Raw genomic sequence first — 15,638 nt, 5'->3', positions numbered from 1 at the left:
ATATGAATCTTAAATCAACGCTCAAGGAGGAAGTTCCATATGACAATTTTGGTAACAGGCGCTACAGGTACCGTTGGAAAGCACATCGTGCAGCAGCTTGTGTTGCAAGGCAACGAAGTAAGAGCGATCTCTCGCAATCCGCAGCAAGCGAAAGTACCGGAGGGCGTCAAGATGGTTGCCGGGAATCTCAATGACCCGGATAGCCTGATTCCCGCTCTGCAAGGCGTGACGGCCATGCATTTGATCATCTCCAGTGATGAGGCTTACGGGACCCTGCAGACAGATCCCCGGATTATCGAGCTTGCCGAGAAGGCAGGCGTAAAGCGGGTAACGGTATTGGTGGGCTATGAAGAAGGTCCTGTCGAAGCCGCCCTTCGAGACAGCAGGATGGAATGGACCTTGCTGAAGCCAGGCGAATTTATGGCAAATATTCTGGTGGATTGGCAGGAGTCGATCCGCACGGAGGGGGTTGTCCGCGAGCCGTTCGGCCATGCGCTGAGTGCGAGAATACATGAAGCCGATATCGCGAGGGTTGCCGTCGCCGCACTTCTTGAGGAAGGTCACCATGGACAAGAATATTTCCTTACGGGACCGGAAGCCCTCTCGCGAACAGAAGCGGTTCGGATGATAAGCGAGGTAACAGGCAAGGAAATCCGTTTTGTCGAACTGACCGAGGAACAGGCGAGGGATAAATGGAGAGAGCAAGGCTATGACGAGGAATCGATTGAGTTTTTTGTGCAAATGGGAAAAAATCCGCCCGAGATCGGTTATACGGTATTGCCGACGGTGGAGGAAGTCACGGGGCGGCCGGCAGCCACGCTTGCTGATTGGGTCCGTGATCATCTGGACGATTTTTAAGAGTAAGCCAGCATGGCATTCTAGGGACAGATTTTTATAGGAAGAGGAGGAGCTGTGAAACTTGCCTTACGCCATTGAAACGAAGGAGCTTCGCAAATCTTACAACGGCATGGAGGTCGTTCGAGGAATCGATCTGCGAGTCGAACAAGGAGAGCTGTTTGCCTTGTTAGGTCCGAACGGCGCCGGAAAAACAACCACCATCCATATGTTATCCACCCTGGTTAAGCCGGATGGGGGGTTCGCAAGCGTGGCCGGATTTGACGTCGTAGGCAATGCCCGGAACGTTCGGAGAAAGATCAGCCTGACAGGCCAGTTTGCAGCACTGGATGAAGGACTTTCCGGTCTTCAGAATTTAATGTTGATTTCCAGGCTCTTCGGTTATTCGGCGAAAACGGTTCGATCCTTAAGCGAGGAGCTGATCGAATCCTTTGGACTCGGCGAAGCGAAGGACCGCGCGGTGCAGCATTATTCTGGCGGGATGCGGAGGCGGCTGGATATTGCCGCCAGCATCGTTACCGAGCCTGACGTTATATTTCTGGATGAGCCGACAACAGGCCTCGATCCGCAAAGCCGCAATCAAGTGTGGGAGGTGGTAAGGTCGCTTTTGAAGCGGGGAACCACCGTGCTGCTGACGACGCAATATCTGGAAGAAGCTGACCAGTTGGCGGACCGGATTGCCGTGATGGATAAAGGGAGTTTGATTGCGGAAGGGACACCCCGGCAACTTAAAGCTTCCGTTGGCAACAGAACGTTAACCATCCAATTCATCGAACCGACCGATCAGCACAAGCTCGGTACTTTGTTAAACGAGGAACACGCGCTGAACGTATTGCAGGACGATCATCCGTTGGTACATAAGATTCCGGTGAAGGATGCAAGTGCTGCGAATCAGGCCATTTGTACGCTGATGAAGAACGGATTCGCCATTGAATATTTCGCCTTAAGCGAACCGAGTCTGGACGAGGTCTTTCTGTCACTAACCCACGTGAAGTCGAAGGGGGGCACGTGATGAGTGTAAGCCATCATACAGCGAATAAGGACGGCGTGCTGCCTGTTCGCCAAGCTGACACCGATCCTCCCAATACCCTGACGGCAATTCGAATTTTTATGTGGAGAACCTGGCAGCATACCAAGCATAACGGATTTGGTCTGGTGATGGACGCGGTTCTGTCGCCGGTTCTGCTGCTGCTTATATTTAGTTACTTGTTCGGCGGCGCCATGGCCGGGACAACCGGGGCTTATATTCAATTCCTATTGCCCGGCATTCTGATCCTGACAGTCGTTCCCATGACGGTGTATAGCGGAACCACGATATGCTCAGATATTACCAAAGGGGTATACAATCGTTTTCGAACGCTGCCCTTTTGGCAGCCCGCTTCCGTGCTTGGTTCCATCCTGACGGATGGTTTACGCTATACGGTCGGCGTTATCGTTGCTCTGGGTACAGGGCTTGCGCTGGGCTTCCGCCCCGAGGGCAGCGTCATCCAAATTGTACTCGCCATTGCTTTCATCCTATTTTTTGCATTCAGCGTCAGCTGGATATTTGCGCTGATCGGCGTCGTGGCCAAACGGCCGGAGACGGTTTCGGGGTCCAGCATGATTGCGATATACCCGCTGCTGTTTGCCAGCAACATTCTGGTGGATTCGTCGACGATGCCAAAATGGACGGGCATTCTCATTGATCTGAATCCGATCAGCATGGCGGCAACCACGGTCAGGGGACTGATGAACGGCACGGCAACCATGCCTGTGATTATGACCGGAATTGGAGTCAGCGTGCTGATTATCGCTATTTTCGCCCCGCTTACGCTGTATCTGTATCAGACAAAAAACGAGCGGTAAGAGACACAAAAAAACCAGGTTTGCATCAGCATGCAGCCTGGTTTTTCTCTATGTATCGTCATTATGGTTGATGTAAATCGTATAGGTATTTTTGGACCCACGATAAATACACAATACTACAACGGAAAGTATAAGTCTATATTTTTTTTGGGAAACCCCTATACTTAGAGCTATTCTTTAGCATAGAGGGGGAATTTACGAATGCTGAATCCAAGCGAAAGCGCAGAGCGGGAGTATCTAGAGTTTGTATTAAAGGAGCTTCATCGAGCATCGGAGGAGTTAGAGGGGAAGGTGTCTGATTCGTACAAAGATATCATTGAAGCGAAGAAATATCTGTGGGTGAACATGGCCCAATTGGATGCGGCGGAACGAGCGGCCAACCGGGTTGATATTTCCTTATCGATTGATACGGGAGAGAAGACGGTGGCCAGGCTGCAAAAGATTCGCAAACTACTTGCCTCGCCGTATTTTGGCAGGGTGGATTTCCGAACGAATGAAACGATTGAAGAAGGTGTTTACTATATCGGCATCCATTCTTTCACGGACGGAGGGAGTCAGGAGCATTTCATCTATGATTGGCGCTCGCCGGTAGCAAGCTTGTTCTATGATTACAATGTCGGTCCTGCGTCGTATGAAGCGCCCATGGGCAGGATGCAAGGCGAAGTTACCGTCAAAAGGCAGTACAAAATCAAAGACGGTCATATGGAATATATGATTGAGAGCTCCATGAACATCAATGACGACGTGCTGCAGAAGGAGCTCAGCAGCACGTCGGACGAGAAGATGAAGAATATTGTGGCTACCATCCAGCAGGAGCAAAATGCCATCATACGAAACGAAACCGCAAATGAGCTGATCATACAGGGGGCGGCAGGCTCAGGCAAAACCTCAGTGGCTCTGCATAGGGTAGCGTTTCTATTGTACCGCCATAAGGAGACCTTGACTTCCAGCAACGTACTCATTATATCCCCCCATAAAGTGTTCTCCGATTATATATCCAACGTTCTGCCAGAGCTTGGCGAAGAGAAAATCATGGAGGTTACGATGGAGGAGCTTGCTGCCAAAGAGCTGGGTGGATTATGTCAGTTTCAGACCTTCTCCGAACAGGTGAACGAAATCGTGAGCACCCATGACGAGCAGGTCATTGAACGGATCCAGTATAAGGCCAGTATGCATTTCGTACACGAACTGGAGGCTTATATGAAATATGCCGATGAGCAGTTCTTCCTGCCTGCGGATATTCAGTTGAAGGACGTATGTATTTTGGCTTCGGAGATCAGGGACATTTACCTTAGCATCATGACCATGCCGCTCAGGCAGCGCTTGGAGAAGACGGCCTCCATCCTGTCAGGTCGGGTTCGTACAAAGGATGGAGAGAGACTGACTGCGGCAGAAGCCAAAAAGGTCAAAACCGCGATCAAGAAAATGTTCAAATTTCAAAATGCACTCAGCATGTACAAGGAATTCTTCTCGTATAGGAACATACCGGACATGTTCGTCATGAAAGGAAGGGAAATGATCGAGTATGCAGACGTTTTTCCGCTGCTGTATCTCAAAATGTATTTGGAGGGAAGCACGTCATACGATATGGTGAAGCATCTGCTGGTCGATGAAATGCAGGATTATACACCCATTCAATATGCCGTGCTCTCCAGATGGTTTTCGTGCAAAAAAACGATTCTTGGGGACAGCAATCAGTCGGTCAACGTATATACGTCCACTTCACTGCATGATATCAAGGGCGTGTTTCCACATGCCGATACGATTGAGTTGTTAAAAAGCTATCGCTCCACGCTGGAAATCATGAAGCTTGCGAAGCGGATCCATCCGGGCAGCACCATGATTCCCGTGGAGCGGCATGGAGAAGAACCGCAGGTGATCCGGTGTCGTGACGCCCGGGAGGAACTGGAGTTCATACAAGATCTTAGCCGTCACTTTTTAGATTCCGGAATGCAGACGATGGGGATCCTATGCAAAACATCTTCACAGGCCCGGCAGGTGTATGAGTCCATCAGAGAGCTTGAGGGCAGCGTAAATCTGCTCGATTTTAGCAGCGACCGCTTTCAGGATGGGATTACGATCACCTTCGCCCATATGGCCAAGGGCCTGGAATTCGATCAAGTTATCGTTCCTTTTGCGGACGCCGAAAACTATCGTTCCGAGATGGATCGAAGCTTACTCTACATTGCTTGTACCCGGGCCATGCATAGGCTATCGCTGACCTATTCGGGCGAGCCGGCACCTTGGTTGGCCGTGTGAGCGTGAGCCGAAAATCAGGATAGCGTCATCCATGTCATCCATAGGTACACTTTTTGAAAAAGTCGCGACCGATGTTTGCGGCTTTTTTCTTTAGATGATTGGAGTGAAATTACATCGATTATTGTTACTCTAGTATGTCTAAATTTGAATAAATCATATGGCCGTTCAGGAAGGAGGACCGATTTATTTATAGAACCTATTAATATGGGAGTATCACAGCAAACGTATGGAAGGAGGAAAACGTAACGGACTAATCAATCCAACAACGGGACAGGAAGTGATATGGGACATTGGACTCTCATCGAATACTCGGAGATTTTTTCAGGAAGACGTGGCCGTTTTATGTATTGTCGGTTTGCTGCCATTTGGTTGCTAACATCATTCACGTTAATTTCCCGAGGGTGCTGGGCAATTTCACGGATGAACTGAAGGATGATTTATTGTCTGTCGATGGCATCGTACGCTACAGTTGGACGCTGCTGGGCATCGGTGTCGGCTTCGCCGTCATCGGCGGCATCGGCCAGTTTCTGGTGATGTACACGGGACGGTATTTCGAATTTATGAACCGGCGCCGATTGTTTGTCCACTTTACGGGGCTCAGCGAGCGATTTTATTCCAAGAATGGCGTTGGCAAGCTGCTAAGTTATTTCATGAATGACGTGACGACAGTAAGGGAAGCGATCTCGATGGGGATCAATCAGACGGCAAACTCCTCCATCCTTCTGGTCTCCACGATCGTCATGCTGCTAATAACGAACGTACCGCTGTATCTGGTGGCTGCGAGCATCGCTCCCTTGCTGCTGATTCCGGTAATTGTCGTTTGGCTCGGGCCGATTATCAGGAGAAGATCGCTGCAGGTTCAGGAAGCGCTGGGTTTGATGACGGAATCCGCGGAGGAGCAGTTTGGCGGGATCCGTGTCACCAAGAAGTTCGCGGTGGAAGACACGATGAAACGGCGCTTTGGGACGACGGTGGACCGCATCCGGGACAAGCAGCTGCGGCTGGTTCGCGTGTCATCGCTCTTTCAATCGATCATTCCGTTTCTGGGTGCCGCCTCACTCATTATCGCCCTCTTATTCGGCGGTTACCTGACGATTCTGGGCCGCATTACGGTCGGAAACTTTGTCGCATTGACGCTTTACATCCGTATGCTGATGAATCCGCTGCAGCAGATTGGCAATGTCATTAATGTCGTTCAGCGCGCGAGGGCTTCGCTTGACCGATTGAACGACCTGCTTGGCAAGCAGGCCGACATTAAGGAACTGCCTGGTGCCAAGGAGCTGAATCAGGAGATTCCGGGCATCGAAGTGCGTGATTTATCCTTCTCCTATGATGATGTGAATGGTCAAGAGGAGGGGAATAGACAGGTTCTGCGCGGCATTCAATTGGATGTTTTGCCAGGATCGACGCTGGGCATCATTGGCCGAACGGGAAGCGGCAAGACTACGCTGATGAAGCTGCTGCTGCGTACCTACGATCCGTCTCCGGGGAAAGTGCTGATCGGGGGCGTGGATATTCGGAAGCTTACATTAAAAAGCCTGCGCGAAGGGATTGCCTATGTTCCTCAAGACGGCTTCCTGTTCAGCTCGACCATCCGCGAGAATATTGCCTTCTATAAACGGGACACGGAGCCGGCTGTCGTTGAGGAAGCAGCGCGAAAAGCACGCGTATATGACAACATCGCGGAGTTTCCGGATAAGTTCGAAACCCGCTTAGGGGAGCGAGGCATTACGCTTTCCGGAGGACAGCGCCAACGGACAAGCCTTGCACGGGGAATGATTAAGGATGCACCTATCCTCATTCTGGATGATAGCGTAAGCGCCGTCGACGCGGTGACGGAGACCGAAATTATGGAGACGATTCGCGATATCCGCGCTGGGAAGACCACGATCATTATTGCCCACCGGATCAGTGCATTGAAACATGCCGATGAGATCATCGTCCTGGATCAGGGAGAGATCGTTCAGCGGGGTACGCATGAAGAACTGCTGTCGAAGGACGGACTGTACCGAACGCTGCATGACATTCAGGAAGAGGGGATGAAGCATCATGGCACAGGCCATTAACAATTGGCAGCTGGACCAGAAGGCGGATCTGAATGCCCCTCAGTCCAAGCCCAAATATATATCCACATTTCGTGCTTTATCGGGTTATATGAAGGAATATCGGCTGATCTTTGCCGGGTTTATCGGCTGCACCTTGATTGCCATATCGGCAGAGCTGCTGCAGCCGTACCTGATGAAAATCGCAATCGATGATAATCTGATGGTCGGCAAGAACGATTTTCGGAGCCTGATGGTCATATGTGGTATCTATTTTTTGCTATCGCTGCTCAGTATGGTGTTCACCTATTTGCAAAATAATTTGCTGCAAAAGGCGGGGCAGAGCATTGTAGCGAGCATTCGCAAACGGCTGTTTGCCCATATATCCAAGCTGTCGATGTCTTATTTCGATAAAGTGCCGAGCGGCAGCTTGATTACGCATGTATCCAGTGATACCGAAGCGATCAATCAGTTTTTTAACCAGGTGCTGCTCAGCCTGTTCCGCGACGGATTCACTTTGATCTTCATTCTGGTCTTGATGTTCCAGCTGGATGTCAAGCTGACCTTATACTGCTTGATCCTGCTGCCGATCATTGCGGGGATCGCCATTGCGTTTCGGCGTTATATGCGCCACACCTATCAGATGGCCAGAACAAGGTTATCCCGGCTGGTGGCCTTTGTGGCGGAGAATCTCTCGGGGATGAATCTGATTCAAGTTTTCCATCAGCAGAAGGAGCAGGAGAAGCAGTTCGAGGAACGGAACGGCTCTTACTTCAAGGCCAACATTCGGGAGATCCGGACGAACGTGCTGTTTAACCGCTCCTACGAAATTTTGAACAACTTGGCGATTGCATTCGTGACGTGGCTCGGTGGACAAGCCGTCCTGGGGACGACGCTGGAGTTCGGCGTGCTGTATGCCTTTATAACGTATATCCGTTTATTCTTCCAGCCGATCAACACGATCACCCAGCAGTGGAATACGCTGCAATCGGCAACGGTGGCGATTAACCGGATATGGGGCCTCCTGGCGATTCAGCCTGAGGTCACCGATCAACGCAAGCCGGTGACTATTGAGAAAGCAAAAGTTGAGGGACGCGTTGACTTTGACCGGATCACGTTCGGTTACGAAGGCGGGGCGCCGGTCATTCAGGACCTGGATCTCCATATCAAACCCGGAGAGATGATCGGGATCGTCGGAACTACCGGAGCGGGAAAAAGCTCGCTCATCAGTCTCCTGTGCCGTTTCTATGATGTGAACGAAGGAAGCATTCGGATTGATGGAATCGACATTAGGGAGCTGGCACAGTCCGATCTGCACCGGATGGTAGGCCTTGTTCAGCAGGAGCCGTATCTCTACTCCGGCACGGTACTGGACAATGTACGGTTGTTCGATGAGACCATCTCGAGGGAACGGGTGATCGAGGCTTGCCGCTTTATCGGTGCGGATTCGATCATCATGAGGATGAAGGAAGGCTATGACACCCGTTTGTCGGAGCGGGGGAGCGGCTTGTCCGCCGGCGAGCGGCAGCTGATCTCCTTCGCCCGGATCATCGTCTTCCAGCCCAAGATTCTCATTCTTGACGAAGCGACCGCCAACCTGGATTCGCATACGGAGCAGCTGATCCAGAACGCGCTGCAACTCGTGGCCGAAGGGCGAACGACCCTTGTCATTGCCCATCGCCTATCTACCATCATGGGGGCAGACCGGATTTTAGTCATGAGCAGAGGGCGGATCGTGGAGCAAGGCACGCATCAGGAACTGCTGGACTCCCATGGGTATTATGAAGAGCTGTATCTTCACTCCCAAGGACAGAAGCAGGAGCAGGAGGCTGCCGGTTCATTGTATCGGACAAGATAACAGCTATAAATTCTTCCCAGAGGACGGAGCTTTCATTAGCTCTGTCTTCTTTTTTATGAGGGGCCGATTATGGAAGCAGTAAGTAGTTATAGGGCACTTGTCAACAAGTCAATGAAGTTCAGAGCCGTTCTGGAGACGTGATGATCTCTCAGCCAGATCAAGGCTGCGGAAGCCGCAGCCGGGGTGTCCTTGATTTTGTAAGCATGAACAGAAGCAGGCAAGTGCTGCTTGACCAGCGTTTCGGGAACGATCGCCACGCCAAAACCCGAAGCGACCAAACGCAGCAGCAGCGAAATGTCGGAGCATTCGGCTGCGATGTTCGGCTGGAGTTTCTGTTCCGAGAATGCCATCTGGATCGTATAATACACGCCCAACCCTTCCGTGCTTGGCAGAATGAGCGGATACTGCGCAATATGAGGGAGGGTTATCTCTTGTTCGATGGATGGCTCAGAGGTGAGCATATAAAAAGGCTCCGTCTGCAGATGAAGGATCGAGAAATCATCCAATTCGAGCGGCAGGCGGACGATCGCTAATTCGAGCGACCGGTTTCTCACGAGCTCACAGAGCTGATACGACTCGTTCTGCTGAATTTTATATGAAACTTGGGGATATCTTGTTTTGAACTCCTGCAGCCATGACGGCAGTTCTACCGAAGATAATGTATTGATGCCAAGACTCAGTGCTCCCTTATCACCGTTCCCGACCTCTTTAACCTCGGCTTTGGCCTCTTCCATGAGCTGGGTCATCTGGAGCGCATATTTATACAGCGTTTTACCTGATTCGGTGATTTCGAGCCGCTTGCCTCTACGATATACCAAGACGGACCCGAGCTCTTCCTCCATCGCTTTCAGCTGCTGACTGAGAGGCGGCTGGGAAATATGAAGCCGGTTGGCGGCAAGCGAGATCGTACCTTCCTCCACGATGGCAATAAAATACCGGAGCTGTCTGATGTCCATAGGTTGAAACAATCCTCCTTGTATATGAAAAACCTTAGTGAATTCAATTTTTTAAGTATTTTTCATATGGTTCTGTCTCATGTTAGCATACCAATATACACGATAGAAAGAGGAGGGAGCATCGAGTGCTGCGTTTATCAGCGATTCTATTAATCCTTCTCCTGTCGGCCTGTCAACCTAATCTGGAGAAAGAAGAGGTGCAGAATATGGATCATGAACTCATTGAATATGCCGAGCAAGGCAATACGGAGCAAGTACGCCAGCTTCTTCAATCCGGCGCAAACATCAATGCGACGGATGAGCAGGGAAGAACAGCGGTAATGGCTGCAACCTACCACAATCATGTCGGAACGGTAGAGGCTTTGATCCAGGCTGGCGCTGATATCAATATTCGAGATAAGCAACTAAATAATGTATTTTTGTATGCCGGTGCAGAAGGAATGGTGGAAATTATGCGATTGGCGATCGAAGCCGATGCGGATGTGACGTTGACCAACCGTTTTGGCGGGACGGCTCTCATACCGGCCTCCGACCGAGGACATGTGGAGATTGTTCAAGAGCTGTTGACCCGGACCGACATCGATGTGAACCATATTAATAACTTGAACTGGACCGCGCTGCTCGAGGCTGTCATTCTTGGTGACGGCAGTGAGCATTATCAGCGCATCGTGAAGCTGCTGCTGGATCATGGGGCGGACGCTGGGCTTCCCGACGGGAATGGCGTAACTCCCCTGCAGCATGCCAGGGAGCGGGGATACCAAGAAATCGAACGCATCCTATTGGACGCTGTAAACGAAGAGCGAGGCAAATAGAAGGCAGGTATAAACGAGAAGGGGATGAACGCTATGATCGAACAAAGTAATGCATATTGGCTGCTGCATGTCCGTCTGGAGACGGGTTACCGCTACGAGGATGACGTCGTGACCGGAACCGAAACGGGACTTTTTCATATGAAAATAGAGAATGAGGCTTTCTCCGAGATCCGCCCTGCGGATGCTTTGCCTGATACGTTATTGCCGACTCGGGATATGAAGGGGGATCTGATGCTCCCATCATTTAGGGATATGCATATCCACCTGGACAAAACCTATTATGGAGGCCCTTGGAAGGCACCGAGCCGTCCGACTCACGGAATCTTTAGCCGAATCGAGGAGGAAGAGAGGCTGCTTCTAGAGCTTCTTCCTACCGCGAAGGAAAGAGCGGAGGGACTGCTTGATCTGTTGCTGCGCTACGGGTCTACGCATATCCGCTCCCATTGCAATGTCGATCCTGTTGTCGGCTTGAGAAATTTAGAGGCCACCTTGCAGGCGGTTGAAGGATACAGGGAAAAAGCTTTTGTTGAGATTGTAGCATTTCCTCAGCACGGCTTGCTTCGCAGCCAGTCCGTATCCCTGGTCAGGGATGCGCTCCGAAACGGCGCAGCGCTGGTTGGGGGCTTGGATCCTACAACGGTGGATGAGAACATGGAGAAATCACTGAACACCGTGATGGAGCTGGCTGTTGAAGCCAACGCCGGCATTGACCTGCACCTGCATGAGTCGTCACATGTTGGGCTGAATACCTTTAAGCGCGTGGCTGACCTTACGGAAGAGGCGGGTTGGAATGGGAGAGTCACGCTCAGCCATGCGCTGGCTTTCGCGGATGTCTCACCAAGCGAAGTAGATGAGGTGGCGATTCGGTTGGCGGATTTGGGCATCTCGGTCACCTCTTCCGTACCGCTTGGCCGAACCATTCCGATTCCGCAGCTGCACCGCCGTGGTGTAGACATCTCGCTTGGGCAAGACAGCATAATGGACCATTGGTCCCCGTTCGGCAAAGGGGATAATCTGGACAAAGTGGGCTTGCTGGCCGAACGTTTCCATATGTCCGATGAGCGTTCCCTCGGACAGGCTCTCGGGTTTATTACGGGAGGCGTGACGCCGTTAGACCAGGACGGTCGCTATGTTTGGCCTAACGTCGGGGATGCAGCGGATGCGGTGATTGTAGAAGCCAGCTGCTCCGCAGAAGCCGTTGCCAGACGGTCACCCCGCCGGGCTGTGCTGTTCAAAGGAAAGCCAGTTTACGAATCATGATAAAGAAACAGCCGCTGCCTGCCGGACTTTTCCGGTGTGCAGCGGCTGTTGTTGGTTATCGGGTTTACAGCTGCTCCGTATCATCATGAGGATCGTCCTTTACGCTGCCTGAAGGTCAAGACTCTATTGAGGAACACTTTTGACAACGAACCGGTCTCCTGCCCTGTTCGGATTGGAAGGTATGGAAGTAACGCTTAAATTCTGAAGCATAATGCCTCCGTCATCGGCTGTGAGTTTTGGACTTTTCCCATTGACGCGGCAGCAGGAGAAGGCGACAGGGGATAATCGTGCCATTGTTGCAAGTGCCCCATTGACCTGTGGCGCTTCGACGATCCATTCCGCCGAGGTCTGTGGACCATTGTAACGTTGTAGCGTTCGAAAGATCCAATTTCGTGATACGTTTCGAAGGCAGATTAACCAGTTAGAACCGCTGCGCTTGCTGATGCTGGCATGCATCCGATCCCCCGGCTGAATTGGCAGCGGAATGATCGTAACCGAGGCGGGGAGAATTTCCCACCATGCATAATAGTAAGCCTTACCGTCTATGAATTCATGACCCGTTCCGGTCTGTATCAGATTGCTGTTGCCGAAGCCGTCTATTCCGATCCATGCGGACGAATAAGTCGCCGCACGGCTTGGACGAACAAACGGCACATTCCATTTGGCGGATATCCGTTTGAAGGCCCCTTTTTTTCCTGTGACGCTGTATCCGCTCCAATTGCTTGAAATCCATCCGATGTTACGACGCGGCTTGGCTGAAGTGTCAAGTTGGCATGCGTGATTCCACTTATCTATCATGGGAATCCCCATATCTCCACCGCCTTTACTAGATTGATAGTATATCTAATGAAGAATCGGTAGAGATGGTATGGGTTTTCTGTTAGAAAGTTTGTTTAGATCTTGGTGTACCCATGAAGAGGGCTAGAGGAGTCCGGCAATTTCATGGGGCTCGAAATCGTATTTGCTGCCGCAAATATGGCAGACAAGTTCAATCGGTTCTGCTTTCATAACAGCGTACTTCAAATCTTTCTTTTCTAGTGAATGAAGTATGGGGTATAACACTTCTTTTGAACAGCCACAGAAATGTTGAATCGGGATGCTCCCGACAATCTCTATGTCTTTGAAAATCTTGCCAGGTATCTCCATGAGACCGTTGGATTTATCCGCCAAAATGTACTGATGCGTTCTGAGCTCCTTTTTTATCTGCTGAATCCGATGCGGGGGGCAGCCGGGAAGAAGTTGAACCATGATACCTCTACTTAAAACAATTTCTTCGTTCTCATTAAATTGGATATAACTGTAGAAATCGGTGGATGTTTGTTCGCTTTGTTGATAGTAATGTGACAAGTCATCTATGATGTTACGATAAGGCATATCCGTAATTCCGGTGAACAAGCTGTTCATGCCTAAATCCTTCGTTATATGAATGCTGCCCTTATCACCGACTATTTGTTTAAGATGTATATGATTCAGCTGATCCGGGGTTATGTGTACCAGTTCATCACTGAGGTATCCCCGTACATTCCCCATGCTGTCTACATCAGCAAAAATTTTATGACGCGCATTACTAAACTTGATTTTTAAGCTTAATCTCTGATTGTATTTTAATGTTCCTATAATCAGACAAGCGGAGGTTATGGTTTGTCCCCATGCTGTTTTGAGCAGTTTGTGCATCGACGGGGGATGGCACATATCGTTAAGAAGTTCAGTATTCTCTACAAACAAAATGCGCACTTGATGATTGTAGGCTAACGTTTGTAGTACGAAGTTTCCATTCTGCATTGTATCCTATAGTCCTTTCTGATGGTATTTACTGTTGAAAACTAGTTGGATCGTATTATTTGCAGTATAATTCCTGACGTAGCGTCAGGTGCAAGAGGGAACAAAGCTTCTTACATTATGATTGAGTCGAATCGTTCAACTATTCTTGGGAGGGGATCGTATCCGTAAGCGAAATTGGAAAGTCGGTGAACTTGCGAAGCGCACAGGGATAACCGTTCGAACGCTGCACCATTATGATCAAATCGGGCTATTTTCCCCCTCGGAAAATACGGAAGCGGGTCACCGTCTCTATACCGAAGACGACGTAGCTAAACTGCATCAAATCATGACCTTGAAGCAGTTAGGATTCTCATTGGAGGATATCAAATTAACCATGAATGAATCGGGACATTCTCTTAGAGATATGATGGATATTCAGCTCGCTCAATTGAACGATCAAATCGAATTTTTGACGGAGCTGCGTAGTCGAATCGAGGGAATCGATAAGTTGTTCCTATCAGGAGAACACGTGTCTAGTGAGCGTTTATTGATGGCGATTCTGTTGATGAGGATGACGGAGAGTCGGCATTTTAAAGCACCGCAATCCGAAGAGATGAAGAAATGGTTCAGCTTGGTGAAAGAAAACGAACTGGAGGAATTGCAGGCTGAAGGAGCTCGGCTTCTTTCCGAATTTCGAAGGTTATATGAGAAGGGCATGGCACCACATGAGGACGAGGTGAGGATATTGGCGAAGATTTGGAGTGAAAAGATGTCGTCATGGGTTCATATAAATGAAGAGTTTATTCATTCAGCAGAGCAGTACTATGCGGAGTATCCGGATGATGCATTATCCTATGGGATGGACGGAGAATTGTACAATTTTATCAAACAAGCGGTGGGCGTTATAACCACAGATGCATGAATTTTGCTTGACGGAACGAAGGTGGAAGTGGGTTCATTCAATTACTTCCAATCGGCTGTGGAAGAGAACGATGATATTGCCGTGATCATTTAGGATGAAGCGACAGGCGCAAGTTTTGAATCGGCATTTAATAACATGTGGAACGATGGGGAGGCATTCAAGGATTATGGATTATAGCCGCCCCATTCCCGTGATCCCGTCTTAAGGGAGATGCCGTAAGGCAAAAACAAACAGGATCATCGCCCCTAAAGAAGTGATGGTTCGTACACGATTCCATGGCACCCAGCGTCTCAGGTAGTTAATCCATACCTCGCCTCTGGCACCGCTACCTGGGTCAACCGCGGCCAGTGCGTCGTTTAGCGGGACGTTGAACGCCATCGTTACGATGAATCCCGCTAAATAAAGCAGGCTGGCGGCAAGCAAGTACAACGAGCCGGGTTCCCCCCAGCGCATGATGGATAAGACCGCAAGCACGATACTGGTTAATGCAGTGCCTGTAAACAATGTGCCGAACAAAGGATTGAGAATGGTTGCATTGATGGACTGCATGGCATGAATCCCCTGTTCATTGGGAATCCGGGCCAGTGCTGTCATTATAAAAGACGAGAAAGCGAAGAACAGCCCGGCTATGAGTCCCGATCCTGTTACCGAGAATAAAGCCAACAAAAAAATCAAGCGGTCACTCATGGATGGTATACCTCCAATGGCATAGGTTATTACTGGTATGGTTCCAGTCCAGTATGTTCATTTAATTGTTTGTACATACAAATATAATTGGATTTCCAGCAAAAGTAAAGACCTAAATAGGAAGGAACTTAATATCAATCAATAGACTCACATTTATATATTAATATTTTCTATTTCTGGTAATTAGTTGATTTCATATCCTGTTATGAAAATAAAGAATATGATGAGAAAATGCAGAAGAATGGCTGCTATAGGTCGCTTTCATATTGAGCGGCCTATTTGTTACGAAAAAAAGTTCCGAATATCCCCACTATTTTCAAAATAGAGTTATATATACGCTCTCGTAAGCGTATACAAAATTTGGATAATATATCAAATTGC

At 49.7% G+C, this 15,638-nt stretch carries 13 protein-coding genes; 9 read left to right on the top strand and 4 right to left on the bottom strand.

Translation table 11 applies throughout. From position 1 onward, the window contains the following. The first annotated feature begins 39 nt into the window (after nucleotides 1-39). From MHH48_RS26190 to MHH48_RS26165, 6 genes are all read left to right on the top strand, one after another. Nucleotides 40-858: an NAD(P)H-binding protein gene (locus MHH48_RS26190; RefSeq protein ID WP_076324169.1), complete on the top strand. Its 819-nt coding sequence runs from the start codon at nucleotides 40-42 to the stop codon at nucleotides 856-858. A gap of 61 nt (nucleotides 859-919) precedes the next feature. Continuing rightward, nucleotides 920-1,867 carry an ATP-binding cassette domain-containing protein gene (locus MHH48_RS26185; protein ID WP_076324168.1) on the top strand — a complete coding sequence of 316 codons (948 nt, stop codon included), beginning with the start codon at nucleotides 920-922 and terminating at the stop codon, nucleotides 1,865-1,867. After that, nucleotides 1,867-2,700: an ABC transporter permease gene (locus MHH48_RS26180; RefSeq protein ID WP_076324167.1), complete on the top strand. Its 834-nt coding sequence runs from the start codon at nucleotides 1,867-1,869 to the stop codon at nucleotides 2,698-2,700. The genes MHH48_RS26185 and MHH48_RS26180 overlap by 1 nt, the downstream gene beginning before the upstream one ends. A gap of 201 nt (nucleotides 2,701-2,901) precedes the next feature. Then, entirely contained in the window at nucleotides 2,902-4,959 is a 2,058-nt protein-coding gene (locus MHH48_RS26175) for a 3'-5' exonuclease (RefSeq protein WP_076324166.1), read from the top strand. Between the two features lie 290 nt (nucleotides 4,960-5,249). Beyond that, entirely contained in the window at nucleotides 5,250-7,025 is a 1,776-nt protein-coding gene (locus MHH48_RS26170) for an ABC transporter ATP-binding protein (RefSeq protein WP_076324165.1), read from the top strand. Then, nucleotides 7,009-8,859, top strand: a complete 1,851-nt coding sequence (locus MHH48_RS26165; protein ID WP_076324164.1) for an ABC transporter ATP-binding protein — start codon at nucleotides 7,009-7,011, stop codon at nucleotides 8,857-8,859. Before MHH48_RS26170 ends, MHH48_RS26165 begins: the two co-directional genes overlap by 17 nt. 86 nt (nucleotides 8,860-8,945) lie before the next feature. Here MHH48_RS26165 and MHH48_RS26160 read toward each other — a convergent pair whose 3' ends face one another. Then, on the bottom strand, nucleotides 8,946-9,815 hold the full coding sequence (locus MHH48_RS26160) for a LysR family transcriptional regulator (protein WP_076324163.1): 870 nt from the start codon (nucleotides 9,813-9,815) through the stop codon (nucleotides 8,946-8,948). Between the two features lie 206 nt (nucleotides 9,816-10,021). Here MHH48_RS26160 and MHH48_RS26155 point away from each other — a divergent pair, with 206 nt between their 5' ends. Continuing rightward, the gene (locus tag MHH48_RS26155; protein ID WP_340390714.1) at nucleotides 10,022-10,627 is read left to right on the top strand and encodes an ankyrin repeat domain-containing protein; all 606 of its coding nucleotides are present in this window, start codon (nucleotides 10,022-10,024) and stop codon (nucleotides 10,625-10,627) included. 33 nt (nucleotides 10,628-10,660) lie between these two features. Further along, nucleotides 10,661-11,887: an amidohydrolase gene (locus MHH48_RS26150; protein ID WP_076324161.1), complete on the top strand. Its 1,227-nt coding sequence runs from the start codon at nucleotides 10,661-10,663 to the stop codon at nucleotides 11,885-11,887. Between the two features lie 123 nt (nucleotides 11,888-12,010). Here MHH48_RS26150 and MHH48_RS26145 read toward each other — a convergent pair whose 3' ends face one another. Both MHH48_RS26145 and MHH48_RS26140 read right to left on the bottom strand, forming a co-directional pair. Beyond that, nucleotides 12,011-12,697: a G1 family glutamic endopeptidase gene (locus MHH48_RS26145; RefSeq protein WP_076324160.1), complete on the bottom strand. Its 687-nt coding sequence runs from the start codon at nucleotides 12,695-12,697 to the stop codon at nucleotides 12,011-12,013. Nucleotides 12,698-12,808: 111 nt separating this feature from the next. After that, on the bottom strand, nucleotides 12,809-13,669 hold the full coding sequence (locus MHH48_RS26140; protein ID WP_076324159.1) for an Hsp33 family molecular chaperone HslO: 861 nt from the start codon (nucleotides 13,667-13,669) through the stop codon (nucleotides 12,809-12,811). Nucleotides 13,670-13,790: 121 nt separating this feature from the next. Here MHH48_RS26140 and MHH48_RS26135 point away from each other — a divergent pair, with 121 nt between their 5' ends. Then, nucleotides 13,791-14,570 (top strand): MerR family transcriptional regulator, encoded by a 780-nt coding sequence (locus MHH48_RS26135; RefSeq protein ID WP_083659746.1) that lies wholly within the window; start codon nucleotides 13,791-13,793, stop codon nucleotides 14,568-14,570. A gap of 201 nt (nucleotides 14,571-14,771) precedes the next feature. Here the strand turns inward: MHH48_RS26135 and MHH48_RS26130 are convergent, their stop codons facing one another. After that, the gene (locus MHH48_RS26130; RefSeq protein ID WP_076324158.1) at nucleotides 14,772-15,257 is read right to left on the bottom strand and encodes an anthrone oxygenase family protein; all 486 of its coding nucleotides are present in this window, start codon (nucleotides 15,255-15,257) and stop codon (nucleotides 14,772-14,774) included. Nucleotides 15,258-15,638 lie beyond the last annotated feature (381 nt).

This window comes from Paenibacillus sp. FSL F4-0100, from assembly GCF_037993005.1.
Lineage (GTDB): Bacteria > Bacillota > Bacilli > Paenibacillales > Paenibacillaceae > Paenibacillus_AQ.
Note: the sequence above shows the minus strand (reverse complement) of the source record. Positions and strands in the feature narration are given on the sequence as shown.

Excerpts from the sequence above, each read along its gene's own strand:
- MHH48_RS26190 (WP_076324169.1), top strand. The coding sequence starts at position 40 with ATGACAATTTTGGTAACAGGCGCTACAGGTACCGTTGGAAAGCACATC.
- MHH48_RS26180 (WP_076324167.1), top strand. The coding sequence starts at position 1,867 with ATGAGTGTAAGCCATCATACAGCGAATAAGGACGGCGTGCTGCCTGTT.
- MHH48_RS26175 (WP_076324166.1), top strand. The coding sequence starts at position 2,902 with ATGCTGAATCCAAGCGAAAGCGCAGAGCGGGAGTATCTAGAGTTTGTA.
- MHH48_RS26165 (WP_076324164.1), top strand. The coding sequence starts at position 7,009 with ATGGCACAGGCCATTAACAATTGGCAGCTGGACCAGAAGGCGGATCTG.
- MHH48_RS26160 (WP_076324163.1), bottom strand. The coding sequence starts at position 9,815 with ATGGACATCAGACAGCTCCGGTATTTTATTGCCATCGTGGAGGAAGGT.
- MHH48_RS26155 (WP_340390714.1), top strand. The coding sequence starts at position 10,022 with ATGGATCATGAACTCATTGAATATGCCGAGCAAGGCAATACGGAGCAA.
- MHH48_RS26150 (WP_076324161.1), top strand. The coding sequence starts at position 10,661 with ATGATCGAACAAAGTAATGCATATTGGCTGCTGCATGTCCGTCTGGAG.
- MHH48_RS26145 (WP_076324160.1), bottom strand. The coding sequence starts at position 12,697 with ATGGGGATTCCCATGATAGATAAGTGGAATCACGCATGCCAACTTGAC.
- MHH48_RS26140 (WP_076324159.1), bottom strand. The coding sequence starts at position 13,669 with ATGCAGAATGGAAACTTCGTACTACAAACGTTAGCCTACAATCATCAA.
- MHH48_RS26130 (WP_076324158.1), bottom strand. The coding sequence starts at position 15,257 with ATGAGTGACCGCTTGATTTTTTTGTTGGCTTTATTCTCGGTAACAGGA.